This window comes from Micromonospora sp. NPDC049089 (assembly GCF_040648775.1).
In the GTDB taxonomy this organism is placed as follows: Bacteria; Actinomycetota; Actinomycetes; order Mycobacteriales; family Micromonosporaceae; genus Micromonospora.
The window spans coordinates 1-13,251 of the sequence record NZ_JBEZEH010000068.1; the positions used below are offsets into that span (position 1 = coordinate 1).

Consider the following 13,251-nt stretch of genomic DNA (forward strand, 5'->3'; position numbering starts at 1 on the left):
ACGGGCCAGCCCTGTGCCCGCCCGCCTGAAGGTGCCCGCGGGGTGCGGGCACCACCTCGCGGACGCTATGGAGCTGATGCCGTAAACGAATCGCACCGCCCCCGTCCGCCCGCGCTTGCTCACGTCTGCCCGCGCTGGCCACGTGTGGAGAAGGGGCTCCTGGTCGGTCACCGTAGGTGGAGCGAGAAGATCGCGCCGATCATGCGGTTTCGGTTGTCGACATGGGTGGAATGCGGCTTGTGTCGGGACAGGAAGTGCAAGATCGCGGAGCAGGGGCAGCGCGGCGCGGGCGATCATGGACGGTCGTCGGCGCTGCCGGCGCGCGGCGGCCCACGACGGGCCCTGCGGCTGACCGAACCGGGGCGAATGGCGCGGGGCGACACACGGTTCGGGTGGTCCGTGGGGGTTCGGGCCATCGAGGGCATGAGCTCCCGGCTGGTAATGCGGCCCGTTGTAACCTCCGGCCACCTCAATCCTGTTACTTGTGTGTTTCCGCCACATAGCTCGTGGGTGACGTCACTTCTAGCGTGAGCCGTCACGAAGAAGTTCTCTCCCTCTGAGTCCTCATGTGGAGTCGCAATGACGGTCCGGACGACGCGGCGGGCGTTCCTCTCCGCCGCCACGATGATGGCCGCGGCGCTGGCCGCCACGGCCTGTGGCAGCCCGCAGGACACCGCCACCGGCGGCGGCGACAGCGCCGCGCCGGTCAAGGTCGGCCTGGTGTACTCCCAGTCGGGAGCCCTGGCCAGTTACGGAAAGCAGTACATCGAGGGGTTCAAGGCGGGGCTGGACTTCGCCACCCAGGGCACCGGCAAGGTCGGTGACCGGAAGATCGAGCTGACCGAGGTCGACGACGCGGGCGATCCGGCCAAGGCGGTCTCCGCGGCGAAGGACCTGATCGGCAAGGGCACGAAGATCATCGCCGGTTCCACCGCCTCCGGTGTGGCGCTCCAGGTGGCGCCGATCGCGGCGCAGAACAAGGTGCTGTTCATCTCCGGCCCGGCCGCCACGGACGCGGTGACCGGCGCGAACAAGTACACCTTCCGCTCCGGTCGGCAGTCGTACCAGGACGTGGTGACCGCCAAGTCGTTCATCGGCGACCCCGCCGGCAAGAAGGTGGTGGTCTTCGCCCAGGACGGCGCGTTCGGTGACGCCAACGAGGCCGCCGTCAAGGCCGTCATCGGCAGCGCGGGCGCGACGGTGAGCAGCGTCCGGGCCCCGGCCAGTGCCACCGAGTTCACCCCGTTCGCCAGTCAGATCAAGGCCGCCAAGCCGGACCTGCTCTTCGTGGCGTGGGCGGGCACGACCGCCCCGGCCATGTGGCAGACCCTCGACCAGCAGGGCGTCCTCTCGTCCACCACCGTCGTCACCGGCCTGGACATCCGCGCCTCGTGGCCGACCTTCGGTGCTGCCGGCGCGAAGATCTCCTTCCTGTCGCACTACTTCGACGGTGCCAGCGACACCGAGGCCAGCAAGGCGTTGAAGGCCACTGTCAACACCATCGACCTGTTCCACCCGGACGGCTTCGCCGCCGCGCAGATGGTGGTCCGGGCCGCGCAGGAGGGTGGGGACGACGTCGACAAGATGGTCACCGCTCTGGAGGGCTGGAGCTTCGACGGGGTCAAGGGCAAGATGACCATCCGGGCCGCCGACCACGCGCTGCTCCAGCCGATGTTCCAGGCCAAGCTGACCGGCAGCGGCACCGCGTTCACGGCAACCGCGCAGAAGAGCCTCACCGGTGACGAGACCGCGCCGCCGGCCGTGGCCATGAAGGGCTGACCATGCTCGCCACCCGCGGTCTGACCTGGCGGATCGGTGAGGTCGCCATCGTCGACAGCGTCTACCTCGACCTGGCTCCCGGGGAGTTCCTGGGCGTCATCGGGCCGAACGGCGCCGGTAAGACCTCACTGTTCAACCTGATCACCGGCCTGCGTCGGGCCACCGAGGGTCGGGTCGTTCTGGACGGGAAGGACATCGGGGCGCTCCCGCCGCATCGGCGGGCCCGCCTCGGCCTGGGCCGTACCTTCCAGGCGTCCTCGGTCTTCGGATCGCTGAGCGTGCGGGAGAACGTCCGGCTCGCCGTGCAGGCGCACCGCGGGGGCTCAATGGCGTTGTGGCGGCGGGCGGCGGCCGACCGGGAGGTCGCCGTCGCCGCCGACGCGGCGCTCGACCGGGTCGGCCTCGCCCACCGGGGTACGGCCCTCGCCGGCACCCTGGCCCACGGCGAGAAGCGCAAGCTGGAGATCGCCCTGCTGCTCGCCGGTGAACCGCGGGTGATGCTGCTGGACGAGCCGATGGCCGGGGTCAGCGCCGAGGACGTGCCGGAGCTGGTCGCCGTCATCAAGTCGTTGACCGGCGACAGCGGCCGGGCGGTGTTGATGGTCGAACACCACATGGACGTCATCCTGGAACTGGCCGACCGCATCGCCGTCATGCACCACGGTGCGCTGCTGGCCTGCGACACCCCGGAGACGGTGATGGCCAACCCCACAGTGCAAGAGGCCTATCTGGGGGAGTCGCTGTGAGCGCGAGGAGTGAGCCGGGTTTGCGAGCCCCGCAGTCGCGAACGGAGGCGGCCCTGTGAGCGCGAGGAGTGAGCCGGGTTTGCGAGCCCCGCAGTCGCGAACGGAGGCATCTCAGTGACGGAACCGATCCTCACTGTGGAGGACCTGTCGGTCCGGATCTCCGGGCTGCACATCCTCCAGGGGGTGTCCTTCACCGTCGCCCCGACCGGCGTGACAGTGCTGCTCGGTCGCAACGGCGTCGGCAAGACCACCACGCTGCGCGCGATCGTCGGCCTCACCCCGCCTGCCGGGGAGGTCCGCGGCACCATCCGGATGGGCGCGCAGAGTCTGCTGGCCCGGCCGACGCACCGGCTGGTCCGCGGTGGGCTCGGCTACGTGCCCGAGGACCGCTGCGTGTTCGCCGGGCTCACCGTCGCGGAGAACCTGCGGCTCGCCGAGCGGCGCGGCACCACCCCGGCGTACGACAAGGTCTTCGCGCTCTTTCCGGAGCTGGACCGACGCGGACGGCAACGGGCCGGTTCGCTGTCCGGCGGGCAGCAGCAGATGCTCGCCATCGGTCGGGTGCTGCTCAACGACAACCGGCTGCTGCTCGTCGACGAGCCGACCAAGGGGTTGGCGCCGAAGGTGGTGACCGAGGTGGCCGAGGTGTTGGAACGGGTCGCGGAGTCGGTGCCGGTGCTACTGGTCGAGCAGAACCTCGCCGTCGTACGCCGACTGGCCCGCGACGCGGTCGTGCTGGCCGCCGGCAAGGTGGCCTGGACCGGCGACGCCCACGAGTTGCTGTTGGAGACCGCGTTGACGAAGTCGCTGCTCGGTGTCGGCTCGGCGGAGGCGGCTGCGCCGAGCGCGAGGAGTGAGCTTGCGAGCCCCGCAGTCGCGAGGAAGGACAAGCTCTGATGGGCACCGTGATCCTGTTGGCGCTGACCGGGCTTGGTCTGGCGGCGCTGTACTTCCTGGTCGCGTCCGGCCTGTCCCTGGTCTTCGGCCTGGCCGACGTGCTCAACTTCGCGCACGGGCTGTTCCTCGGCGTCGGCGCGTACGGCACCTGGTGGGCGGCGGGCAACCTGCCGGGCGCCGGCCCGGACGGGTTCGGCTTCGTGGTCGCTGTCGCCTTCGGGGTGGCCGCCGGCACGCTGGTCGCGATCCTGGTCGAGCTGGTGCTGATCCGCCCGCTGTACTCCCGCACCATCGAGCAGGTGCTGGTCACCGTCGGGCTGTCGCTGGCCGGGGTGGCGTTGCTCCAGGCCACCTGGGGTGCGGACGCCCGTCCGTTCCCGCGTCCGGACTGGACCCGGCAGGTGACCGGGATCTTCGGCGCGCAGGTGCCCAACGGTGGCCTGCTGCTGATCATCGCGGCGGTGCTGGTGCTCGGCGCGATCCTGGCGTTCCTGCGGTGGACCCGGTACGGCCTGGTGATCCGGGCCGGCGTGGAGAACCGGGAGATGGTGACCGCGCTGGGCATCGACGTCCGCAAGGCGTTCACGCTGGTCTTCGCGATCGGTGGGGCGGCTGCGGCGCTCGCCGGCGCGCTCGGCGGGGTCTACTTCGGCACCGTCTCGCCCGGTCAGGGCGGCTCGCTGCTGATCTTCGCGTTCATCGTGGTGGTGATCGGCGGGATGGGCTCGGTGGTCGGCTCCGCGTACGCGGCGGTCGTGGTCGGGCTGGTGCAGCAGTTCGTCAACTACTACGGCACGTCCGGGCTGGGCGACATCTGCGTGGTCGGGCTGCTGGCCGTGGTGCTGCTGCTGCGCCCGCAGGGCATCGCCGGAAAGGTGGCAACAGCATGACGGTGATCGACGCTCCTCCCGCTCAGGTGCCCGACGAGTTGAACCCGCAGCGGGGGCGGTGGCACCGGGTCCGCCCGTTCCTGCCGCTGGTAGCGCTTGTCGTGCTGGCGATCCTGCCGTACTCGACGATCTCCCTACCGGGGATCTTCGAGGGGCCGGTCAACTCACCCGGCACCCTGCAGATCCTCGCCATCTGCCTGATCTTCGGCGGGCTGGCGGCCGGGTACGACCTGCTCTTCGGTCGGACCGGGATGCTCTCCTTCGGGCACGCGCTGTACTTCGCCGCCGGCGTCTACGGCACCGACATCCTGGTCACCAGGGCCGGTCTGCCGCTGTGGCAGGCGGCGCTGCTGACCATCACCGGCGGCACCATCCTCGCCGCGCTGCTCGGCGCGGTGGCGCTGCGTACCGTGGGCATCGCGTTCGCCATGGTCACGTTGGCCTTCGCCCAGGTGGGCGCGATCCTGGTGGCCCGGGACTTCGGCGGGCTCACCGGTGGCGAGGAGGGCCTGCCGCTGGACGTGTCAGGGCTGCCCGCCGGGCTGGTCGGGGTGACGAACACCGTCAATCTGTACTGGTTGGCGCTGGCGTACCTGACGCTGGTGGTCTTCGTGGTGCACCGAGTGAGCGGCTCACCGACCGGTCGGGTGCTCGCCGGGCTGCGTGACGACGAGCGGCGGATCGGCGTGCTCGGGTTGGACCCGTACCGCTACAAGCTGGTGGCGTTCACCCTGGCCGGCGGGTTGGCATCGGCGGGCGGGGTGGTCTACGTCCTGATCGTCGGCGGCGCGTCGCCGCACATCACGTCCTCCGAGCTGACCCTGTCGCTGCTGGTCATGGTGGTGCTCGGCGGGCCGGGCACCCGGTGGGGTCCGGTGCTCGGTGGTGTCCTCTACATGTACCTGGACCACCGGCTCACCGCCTTCGGCACGAGCGACGCGGTGGACAACCTGCCGGCCGTCCTCAGCCGTCCGCTGAGCCAGCCGCTGTTCGTCCTGGGCACTGTCTTCATCCTGGCCGTCTACTTCTTCCCAGGCGGCCTGACCAGTCTGGCCCCCCGCCTGTCCCACCTGACCCGAGCCCTCCGCCCCCGCCGATAATCCCGGGCTGATCTACCCCGAGCTGATAGGCCCGTTGATCAAGAGGTTTGCGTCAAAATCCGACCGGATGGTGACGCAAACCTCTTGATCAACAGGGGTATGACGGACGGCGCTGGTAGAAATGCCGGGTGGAGACAGCAGAGCGGGCAGCGGTACGCGAGCGGGCCGAGGCGGTGCTGCGCCGGCTGGCCGGCGACCACGCCCGGCTGCGCGAGGATCAGTGGCGCGCCATCGAGGCGCTGGTCGTCGACCGGCGGCGGGTGCTCTGCGTCCAGCGCACCGGTTGGGGCAAGTCGGCTGTCTACTTCGTGGCCACCGCCCTGCTGCGGGAGCGGGGGGAGCACGGCCCGACGGTCATCGTCTCGCCGCTGCTGGCGTTGATGCGCAACCAGGTCGAGGCCGCCGCGCGGGCCGGCATCCGGGCCCGCACGATCAACTCGGCGAACCTCGACGAGTGGGACGAGATCACCGCCGAGATCCAGACCGGCGCGGTGGACGTGCTGCTGATCAGCCCGGAACGGCTCAACAACCCGGATTTCCGCGACGGCGTCCTGCCGAAGTTGGCCGCCACCACCGGCCTGCTGGTGGTCGACGAGGCGCACTGCGTCTCCGACTGGGGGCACGACTTCCGGCCGGACTACCGGCGGCTGCGGACGTTCCTCGCCGAGCTGCCCGAACGCACCCCCGTGCTGGCGACCACCGCCACCGCCAACGCCCGGGTCACCCAGGACGTCGCCGAGCAGCTGGGCGACGCCCTCATCCTGCGCGGCACGCTGGACCGCGAGTCGCTGCGCCTCGGGGTGCTCGACCTGCCCAGCCCGGCGCACCGGCTGGCCTGGCTCGCCGACCACCTGGACCAGCTGCCCGGCTCGGGCATCGTCTACACGCTGACAGTGGCGGCAGCGGGGGAGACCGCCGAGTTCCTGCGCTCCCGGGGCTACCCGGTCGCCTCGTACAGCGGGCAGTCCGACGACGCCGACCGGCGCGCCGCCGAACAGGACCTGCTCGACAACAAGATCAAGGCGTTGGTTGCCACCAGCGCCCTCGGCATGGGCTTCGACAAGCCCGACCTGGGCTTCGTCGTCCACCTCGGCGCGCCACCCTCGCCGATCGCGTACTACCAGCAGGTCGGCCGCGCGGGCCGCGCCGTCGAGCACGCCGAGGTGCTGCTGCTGCCCGGCGTCGAGGACGCCGCGATCTGGCGTTACTTCGCCTCGCTGGCGTTCCCACCGGAGCAGCAGGTCCGAGCCGTGCTGGCGGCCCTGCACACCGACCGCCCGCTCTCCACCCAGGCCCTCGAACCCCTCGTCGACCTGCGCCGGGCCCGGCTGGAGCTGATGCTCAAGGTGCTCGACGTGGACGGCGCGGTCCGCCGGGTGCGCGGTGGCTGGCTCGCCACCGGCGAGCCGTGGGTCTACGACGAGGCCCGGTTGCGCCGCGTCGCCGAGGCGCGCACCGTCGAGCAACAGGCCATGCGGGAGTACGCGACGACGTCCGACTGCCGGATGCGGTATCTACGGGAACGCCTGGACGACACCGAGGCGGTCGACTGCGGCCGATGCGACAGGTGCGCCGACCCACTCTTCGCCGCGGACGTGTCGACAGCAGCGCTCGCCGCCGCGCAGACCTTCCTGGGTCGACCCGGCGTGGAGATCGCTCCGAAGAAGCTCTGGCCGACCGGGCTCGACGCGGTGGGCGTACCCCTCAAGGGCCGGATCGCCCCTGCGGAGCAGGCGCTGCCGGGCCGGGCCGTCGGGCGCCTCTCCGACCTGGGCTGGGGTAGCCGGCTGCGTGCCCTCGTCGGCCCGGAAGCGCCGGACGCGCCGGTGCCCGACGACGTCGCCGGCGCGGTCGTGGAGGTGCTGAGGGCGTGGGCGCACGGCGACAACCCTTGGCCACGTCGTCCGGTGGCGGTGGTCGCGGTCGGTTCCCGGCGGCGGCCCCGGCTGCTCGGCTCGCTGGCCGAGCGGATCGCCACAGTGGGCCGGCTGCCGCTGCTCGGCGAAGTCACCGCGGCCGGCCCCGACGGCCCGGCCGGGCCGCGCGGCAACAGCGCCCAGCGGGTACGCGCGCTGCACGACGCCTTCACCGTGTCGGCCGATCTGGCCGACGCCCTGGCCGGGCTGGACGGCCCGGTGCTGCTCGTCGACGACCTGATCGACTCGGGCTGGACGATGACGCTGGTGGCCCGGGCCCTGCGTCGGGCCGGCGCGACCGACGTGCTCCCGCTCGCCCTCGCCGTGGCCGGCTGACCTGCTGCCCGCAGGTCGGTTTCCCTCGGCGATGTTCGGGTCTGCGCCGCGGTCCGTGCCTGTTCGGGGCGTTGCTTAGCGCTGCGGCGCGATCTGCGCCGGTCGGGGTGGGAAAGTTCCCGGGCGGTGTCGAGTGCGACGGTCGCCACGCTGTCCGGGCGTCGGCCTGACCCGGCCGGGCGCGACGGTACCGTGGTCGGCATGACCGACCAGCAGCCCTTCACCCGTGCGCGGACCATTGCGGGCAGGATCGCTGGCGGCGAGGCCGGTCAGGCGCTGGGCGTCGGTCGTGGCTGACCAGGGCCCCGTCGAGCCGGACCGGAGCACCCTCCGGCTGGCGCTGGTGGTCGGCGGGCTGGTGCTGGCGGTGCTGCTCGGCTTCGGCCTCGGCCGGCTCAACGCCAACGGCGCGGTCACCGGCAGCCCGTCGTTCGCCGCCGAGCACACCGACCCACCGGGCGTCGCGCCGCACAACCACGGCAGCGCCACGGCCACCGATCAGGGCGCGGCCGTCGAGCCGGGCGGTCTGGCGGTCAGCTCGGCCGGGTTCACCCTGGTGCCCCTGGCCACCGAGTTCGTGGCAGGTCGCCCGGGTCAGCTCCGCTTCCAGGTGCGCGACGCGCAGCGCCGGCCGATCAGCCGGTTCGCCATCGTGCACGACAAGCCGATGCACCTCATCGTCGTCCGGCGGGACCTGACCGGTTACCAGCACCTGCACCCGACCATGGCGGCGGACGGCACCTGGTCGGTGCCGTTGACCCTCGCGCAGCCCGGCCTCTGGCGTGCGTACGCCGATTTCACAGTGGTCGCCGACAACGGCGCGCAGACCGCTGTGACCCTCGGGGCGGACCTGGTGGCCCCCGGCGACTACCGGCCCCGTCCACTGCCGGGGCCGGCCACCTCGACGACCGTGGACGGCTTCACCGTCGGCTACCAGGGCACGGTGCAGGCCGGGGCGACAGTGCCGCTGACCTTCCGGGTGGATGGTGCTGGTGGCGCAGCCCAGTTGGAGCGGTACCTCGGGGCGTACGGGCACCTGGTGGCGTTGCGCGAGGGCGACCTCGGCTATCTGCACGTGCACCCGGAGACCGAGTTGGTGGACGGTCAGATCAAGTTCTGGTTGACCACCCCTGGTCCGGGCCGCTACCGCCTCTACCTCGACTTCCAGGTGAACGCGGAAGTCCGAACCGCCGAGTTCACCCTGACCGTCCCCTAGCCCGGCTCCGGGCCACTGCCCCGTTGATCATGAAGTTGTTGCCCTTCGCTTCGGCGTGTCGTGGCAATAACTTCATGATCAACGGCCGCAAGGGGCGGGGCCCAGGGCCGGGGCGGGGCGGGGCGGGTTAGCTGGCTCGGCGGATGGGGCGGCGGGCCAGGTAGCGGAGCAGGTCGCGGATGTGGTGCTTCTCCTCGGCGGGGACCGTGGGGTCGGCCAGCCGGTCCAGGATGGCCCGGACGTCGGCCTCGACCGGGCCGTCGTCGTGGCGTCGGCGACGCGCTGGACCGGCGTCGGGCAGGCCGAGCGCGCGGAACGCGGCAGCGACCGGCAGATCCAGCGCGGCGCAGAAGCCGCGCACCTTGGCCAACTCGGGATAGTCCTGCCAGTCGCCGGCCAGCCAGCGGAAGACGGTGGAGCGGCCCACGCCCGTGTGCGAGGCAAGATCAGTCACGGTCCAGCCACGTTCGTCGCGAGCGTCGTCGATGGCGCGCCGGACGAAGCGAGCAAAGGCCATCTGCGGTGATACGTCGGCTGATCCCATCCCTGCGTGTCTTCCCCCCTGCCGGAGCACCGGGACGATGCGCCTTCCGAGGGTAGTACGCGAGAAGCCGGAAACAATTGACTGACCGCACAAACTGTCCCGTGGGCGAGACTTTTCTCTGGAAGCGTGTGTGCAGAACGAAAATTGCATCGAGCGATCTTCATCGTTCTTCCATTAAGCTCGGTGCCCGTCCCGACATCGCGTCTGTCGTCTGCCGCCTGCGACCGGACCATCGCCGAGGAGCACCATGGCCGAATTGAGCCGCCCCCAGCCGTACCAGCCCGGTGCGGTGAGCCTCTTCTTCGTCGCCAAGGCCGGCGTCTTCGCCGCCGCGTTCTGGATCTGGTTGCTGGTCCTGGTGCTCCGCACCGACTCCGCGACCGGTCTCCAGGTGCTGGCCGCCACCGGCGCCATCACCACCACGCTGGTCGCTGTCCTGCTCGGCGCCCGGATGGCGGTGCAACACAACGCCGCCATCCGGCACGCCGAGGTGAAGAAGCTACTGGTCGACATCTCCTGGAACGCCTTCGCGGCGGCCGGCAACGCCGAGACCGAGGGCAAGGTCGTGCCATTCCCGACCGCCCCGGTCGACGGTGACTGGGCCGCCCAGCGGCCCGCCGCCGACCGGGTGTCTCTCCTCGACCGTTCTACCAGCGAGCGCAACGGTGGCCGGGACCGCCGACGCTAGCCGCCCTGGGGTGCCTCTCCGGCGGCCAGCAGGGTCTCCAGCCGGGGAGTGACCTGCCACTGGTCCACCAGCTCGCGGTACTCCGCGCGCTGTGGCTCGGTCGCCCCGGCACCGGTACGACGGGCGCGGATCAGCAGGTTACGCGGGGTGTGCTGCGAGTCCACGAACTCCACCACCTCGGTCCGGTAGCCGTGCACCCGCAGCAACCCGGCGCGCAGCGCGTCGGTGAGCACGTCGGCGAAGCGCTCGCGCAGGATGCCCTGCCGGGTCAGCAGGTCGTACGGGGCCGGGGCGGGATGGGCGCGGAGCTGCTTCGCCAGATCGTGGTGGCAGCACGGCGCGGCCAGCACCCAGCGGGCCTCCCAGCGCACCGCGCGGGCCAGCGCCTCGTCGGTGGCGGTGTCGCAGGCGTGCAGCGCCAGCACCAGGTCGGGGGCAGGGTCGACGACGGCGTCGGCGATCGTCCCGGCCACGAAGCTGACCTGGTCGGCCCAGCCGAGCCGCTGCGCCAGCTCGGTGTTGCGCCGCCGCTGGTCCTCCCGGACGTCCACGCCGACCAGGTGGACGTCGAGCCCCCGACTCGTCAGGTAGCGGTACGCGGCGAACGTCAGGTAGGCGTTGCCGCAGCCCAGGTCGACCACCCGTAGTGAACCGGTCAGGTCGTCGGGCAGGGTAGCGGCCAGGGCCCGCAGGAACGCGTCCACCTGGCGGCGCTTGGCCGCCGAGCCGCCGATCTCGGCGAAGATCGGGTCACCGGGGTCGAGCAGGTATTCCTTCGCCCGGTCGTTCCCGGTGGGCGTCGCCACCGGACGGGACGTCGCGGCCCGGTGCACCTGCGCCTCACCGGACTTGGTCACCCGCAGTTGAAGGGTCGCGTCGGCCGTCTCGACGTGCCAGTTGCCGAACGGCTCGGCCAGCAGTTCGTCGATCGCCGCAGCGGCCTCCGGACCGGAGGCGAGGTTGCGGGTGTAGGGGCGAGCACCGTCGGACGTGGTGATCTGCATCCGGGGCCCGGCCTTGAGCCGCACCGGCCGCAGTTCGGCCCGCTCGACTGTGGGGCGGCGACCGCGCCGACGTCCGGCGGCGACCGCCCGGGTCAGCGCGGGGTCGAGCAGCAGCGCCCGAACCTCGGTCAGGGCGGCGTCCAGTGGTTGCGGCATCGTTCCATCTTCGTCAGGTGGGGTGGGAGAAGAGAACATCCCCCGTACCGCGCGAGGCGGTGCGGGGGATGTCAGGTGTGGCTGTGTCAGTCCGCTGTCGCTTCGGCCGGCGTACCGGCGTCGGAACCGCCACCACGGCGGCGGCGTCGGCGACGCGGCTTGGACGCCTCGCCCTCGGACGCGGTGGCCGGCTCGGACGAACCGGCGTCGGCGGAGATCACCGCGGTCGTCTCGGCCGTGACCGCCTCGCCGGCCCGGCGGCGACGCCGACGGCGGGGGGTACGGGTGCCTTCGTCGGCGGCGTCGGCCGCAGGTGCCTCGGCGGCGGCCGGCGTGGCGGCGTCGGAGCGGTCGCGGCGGCCATCGCCCCGACCACGGCGCTCGCCGCGACCCTCGCCGCGACCCTCGCCGCGACCCTCACCACGGCTCTCGCCGCGTCGGGGGCCACGACCACCGCTGTCGCCCCGACGGGAGCGGGTCGTCCCACCCAGATCCTCTTCGATCTCGGCGGACAGCCCGGCCCGGGTGCGCTCGGCCGTGGGCAGCGTGCCGCTGACCTCGGTGGAGATGTGCAGGTCGGTGTAGAGGTGCGGCGACGTGTGGTACGTCTCCGGCGGCTCCGGCATCTCCAGACCGAGGGTCTTGTCGATGATCCGCCACCGCGGCATGTCGTCCCAGTCGACGAAGGTCACCGCGACACCCGTCGCGCCGGCCCGGCCGGTACGACCGATCCGGTGGGTGTAGGTGTCCTGGTCTTCCGGGCAGTCGTAGTTGATGACGTGGGTGACGCCTGTGACGTCCAGCCCACGGGCCGCCACGTCGGTGGCGACCAGGATGTCGATCTTGCCGGCCCGGAAGGCCCGCAGCGCCCGCTCGCGGGCACCCTGGCCGAGGTCACCATGCACGGCGGCGACCGCGAACCCACGGAAGTCGAGATCCTCGGCGACCCGGTCGGCCGCCCGCTTGGTACGCGTGAAGATCATGGTCAGCCCGCGCCCCTCCGCCTGGAGGATGCGCGCCACCACCTCGACCTTGTTCATCGAGTGGGTGCGGTAGACCAACTGCTGGGTCTGCGGCGACGGGCCGGTCTCGGCGGTGTGCCCGGCGTGGATCGTCATCGGCTGGCGCAGGAATCGCCGCGACAGGGTGACGATCGGGTCCGGCATGGTGGCCGAGAAGAGCATCGTCTGCCGGTCTTCCGGAAGCATCGCGAGGATCTTCTCGACGTCGTCGAGGAAGCCCAGGTCGAGCATCCGGTCGGCCTCGTCGAGGACGAGTGCGTGCACCCGGTCGAGCCGGAGGTGCTTCTGCTTCTGCAGGTCCATCAGTCGGCCGGGCGTGCCGACCAGGATCTCGACGCCCTTGCGCAGCGCGTCGATCTGCGGCTCGTACGCCACGCCGCCGTAGATCGGCAGCACCCGGACGCCACGCGTCCGGCCGGCGGCAGCCAGGTCCTTGGCGACCTGGATGCCCAGCTCACGGGTGGGGACGACGACCAGCGCCTGGGGGACGCCGTCGCTGCCCTCGCCCGGGGCGAAGACCCGGTCGAGCAGTGGTACGCCGAAGCCGAGGGTCTTGCCGGTGCCGGTGGGCGCCTGGCCGATCAGGTCGACGCCGCGCAGCGCGATCGGGATCGCGTACTCCTGGATGGCGAAGGCGCGGGTGATGCCGGCCGAGGCCAGGGCCTCGACGGTCTCGGCGCGGGCGCCGAGTGCGGCGAACGTGGGGGCCTCCGGTCGAACCGGGGCGGTGGGGGCCAGTTCCTGGCCGTCCAGCAAATCTTGAGTCAGGTCGCTCATGTGGATGTGGGGGTGCCCTCTCGTGGGTGCGCCCGTCATGTCCTCAGGGCGCGTTCGGTATGACGCGGGCCACACGGTCGGCGGCAGATTGCCGAGCCGGACCGGGCCGCACGCGCGCCGCGGGCTGAGCTTCGATCAGATCGGCGCCCACGGCAACTGCTCCATGTTACCTGAACAGGC

General features: G+C 71.7%; 11 protein-coding genes. 8 read left to right on the forward strand and 3 right to left on the reverse strand.

The genetic code is table 11. The annotated features are described in order from the left end of the window. Positions 1–579 precede the first annotated feature (579 nt). The 7 genes from AB0B48_RS14195 to AB0B48_RS14225 all read left to right on the forward strand — a co-directional run bounded on the left by AB0B48_RS14195 (position 580) and on the right by AB0B48_RS14225 (position 8,880). On the forward strand, positions 580–1,779 hold the full coding sequence (locus tag AB0B48_RS14195; protein ID WP_357200724.1) for a substrate-binding domain-containing protein: 1,200 nt from the start codon (positions 580–582) through the stop codon (positions 1,777–1,779). 2 nt (positions 1,780–1,781) lie between these two features. Next, entirely contained in the window at positions 1,782–2,525 is a 744-nt protein-coding gene (locus AB0B48_RS14200; RefSeq protein WP_357200727.1) for an ABC transporter ATP-binding protein, read from the forward strand. Positions 2,526–2,639: 114 nt separating this feature from the next. After that, the gene (locus AB0B48_RS14205) at positions 2,640–3,422 is read left to right on the forward strand and encodes an ABC transporter ATP-binding protein (RefSeq protein ID WP_357200730.1); all 783 of its coding nucleotides are present in this window, start codon (positions 2,640–2,642) and stop codon (positions 3,420–3,422) included. After that, positions 3,422–4,312, forward strand: a complete 891-nt coding sequence (locus AB0B48_RS14210) for a branched-chain amino acid ABC transporter permease (RefSeq protein ID WP_357200733.1) — start codon at positions 3,422–3,424, stop codon at positions 4,310–4,312. Before AB0B48_RS14205 ends, AB0B48_RS14210 begins: the two co-directional genes overlap by 1 nt. After that, positions 4,309–5,412 (forward strand): branched-chain amino acid ABC transporter permease, encoded by a 1,104-nt coding sequence (locus AB0B48_RS14215; protein WP_357200736.1) that lies wholly within the window; start codon positions 4,309–4,311, stop codon positions 5,410–5,412. Before AB0B48_RS14210 ends, AB0B48_RS14215 begins: the two co-directional genes overlap by 4 nt. Positions 5,413–5,540: 128 nt before the next feature. Beyond that, entirely contained in the window at positions 5,541–7,664 is a 2,124-nt protein-coding gene (locus tag AB0B48_RS14220; protein ID WP_357200739.1) for a DEAD/DEAH box helicase, read from the forward strand. Positions 7,665–7,953: 289 nt separating this feature from the next. Next, complete coding sequence (locus AB0B48_RS14225; protein ID WP_357200742.1) at positions 7,954–8,880, forward strand: hypothetical protein; 927 nt, start codon at positions 7,954–7,956, stop codon at positions 8,878–8,880. Between the two features lie 127 nt (positions 8,881–9,007). Here the strand turns inward: AB0B48_RS14225 and AB0B48_RS14230 are convergent, their stop codons facing one another. Continuing rightward, on the reverse strand, positions 9,008–9,424 hold the full coding sequence (locus tag AB0B48_RS14230; RefSeq protein WP_357200745.1) for a helix-turn-helix domain-containing protein: 417 nt from the start codon (positions 9,422–9,424) through the stop codon (positions 9,008–9,010). 247 nt (positions 9,425–9,671) lie between these two features. On the opposite strand from AB0B48_RS14230, the gene AB0B48_RS14235 reads away from it, so the two are divergent. Further along, the gene (locus AB0B48_RS14235) at positions 9,672–10,112 is read left to right on the forward strand and encodes a hypothetical protein (protein WP_357200748.1); all 441 of its coding nucleotides are present in this window, start codon (positions 9,672–9,674) and stop codon (positions 10,110–10,112) included. Here AB0B48_RS14235 and AB0B48_RS14240 read toward each other — a convergent pair. Next, on the reverse strand, positions 10,109–11,272 hold the full coding sequence (locus AB0B48_RS14240) for an SAM-dependent methyltransferase (RefSeq protein ID WP_357200751.1): 1,164 nt from the start codon (positions 11,270–11,272) through the stop codon (positions 10,109–10,111). The genes AB0B48_RS14235 and AB0B48_RS14240 overlap by 4 nt on opposite strands. A gap of 86 nt (positions 11,273–11,358) precedes the next feature. Beyond that, a complete protein-coding gene (locus tag AB0B48_RS14245) occupies positions 11,359–13,071 on the reverse strand; it encodes a DEAD/DEAH box helicase (RefSeq protein WP_357200754.1) in 1,713 nt (570 codons plus the stop codon). Positions 13,072–13,251 lie beyond the last annotated feature (180 nt).

Coding starts and splice junctions, on each gene's coding strand:
- AB0B48_RS14195 (WP_357200724.1), top strand. CDS start 580: ATGACGGTCCGGACGACGCGGCGGGCGTTCCTCTCCGCCGCCACGATG.
- AB0B48_RS14200 (WP_357200727.1), top strand. CDS start 1,782: ATGCTCGCCACCCGCGGTCTGACCTGGCGGATCGGTGAGGTCGCCATC.
- AB0B48_RS14210 (WP_357200733.1), top strand. CDS start 3,422: ATGGGCACCGTGATCCTGTTGGCGCTGACCGGGCTTGGTCTGGCGGCG.
- AB0B48_RS14215 (WP_357200736.1), top strand. CDS start 4,309: ATGACGGTGATCGACGCTCCTCCCGCTCAGGTGCCCGACGAGTTGAAC.
- AB0B48_RS14230 (WP_357200745.1), bottom strand. CDS start 9,424: ATGGGATCAGCCGACGTATCACCGCAGATGGCCTTTGCTCGCTTCGTC.
- AB0B48_RS14235 (WP_357200748.1), top strand. CDS start 9,672: ATGGCCGAATTGAGCCGCCCCCAGCCGTACCAGCCCGGTGCGGTGAGC.
- AB0B48_RS14240 (WP_357200751.1), bottom strand. CDS start 11,272: ATGCCGCAACCACTGGACGCCGCCCTGACCGAGGTTCGGGCGCTGCTG.
- AB0B48_RS14245 (WP_357200754.1), bottom strand. CDS start 13,071: ATGAGCGACCTGACTCAAGATTTGCTGGACGGCCAGGAACTGGCCCCC.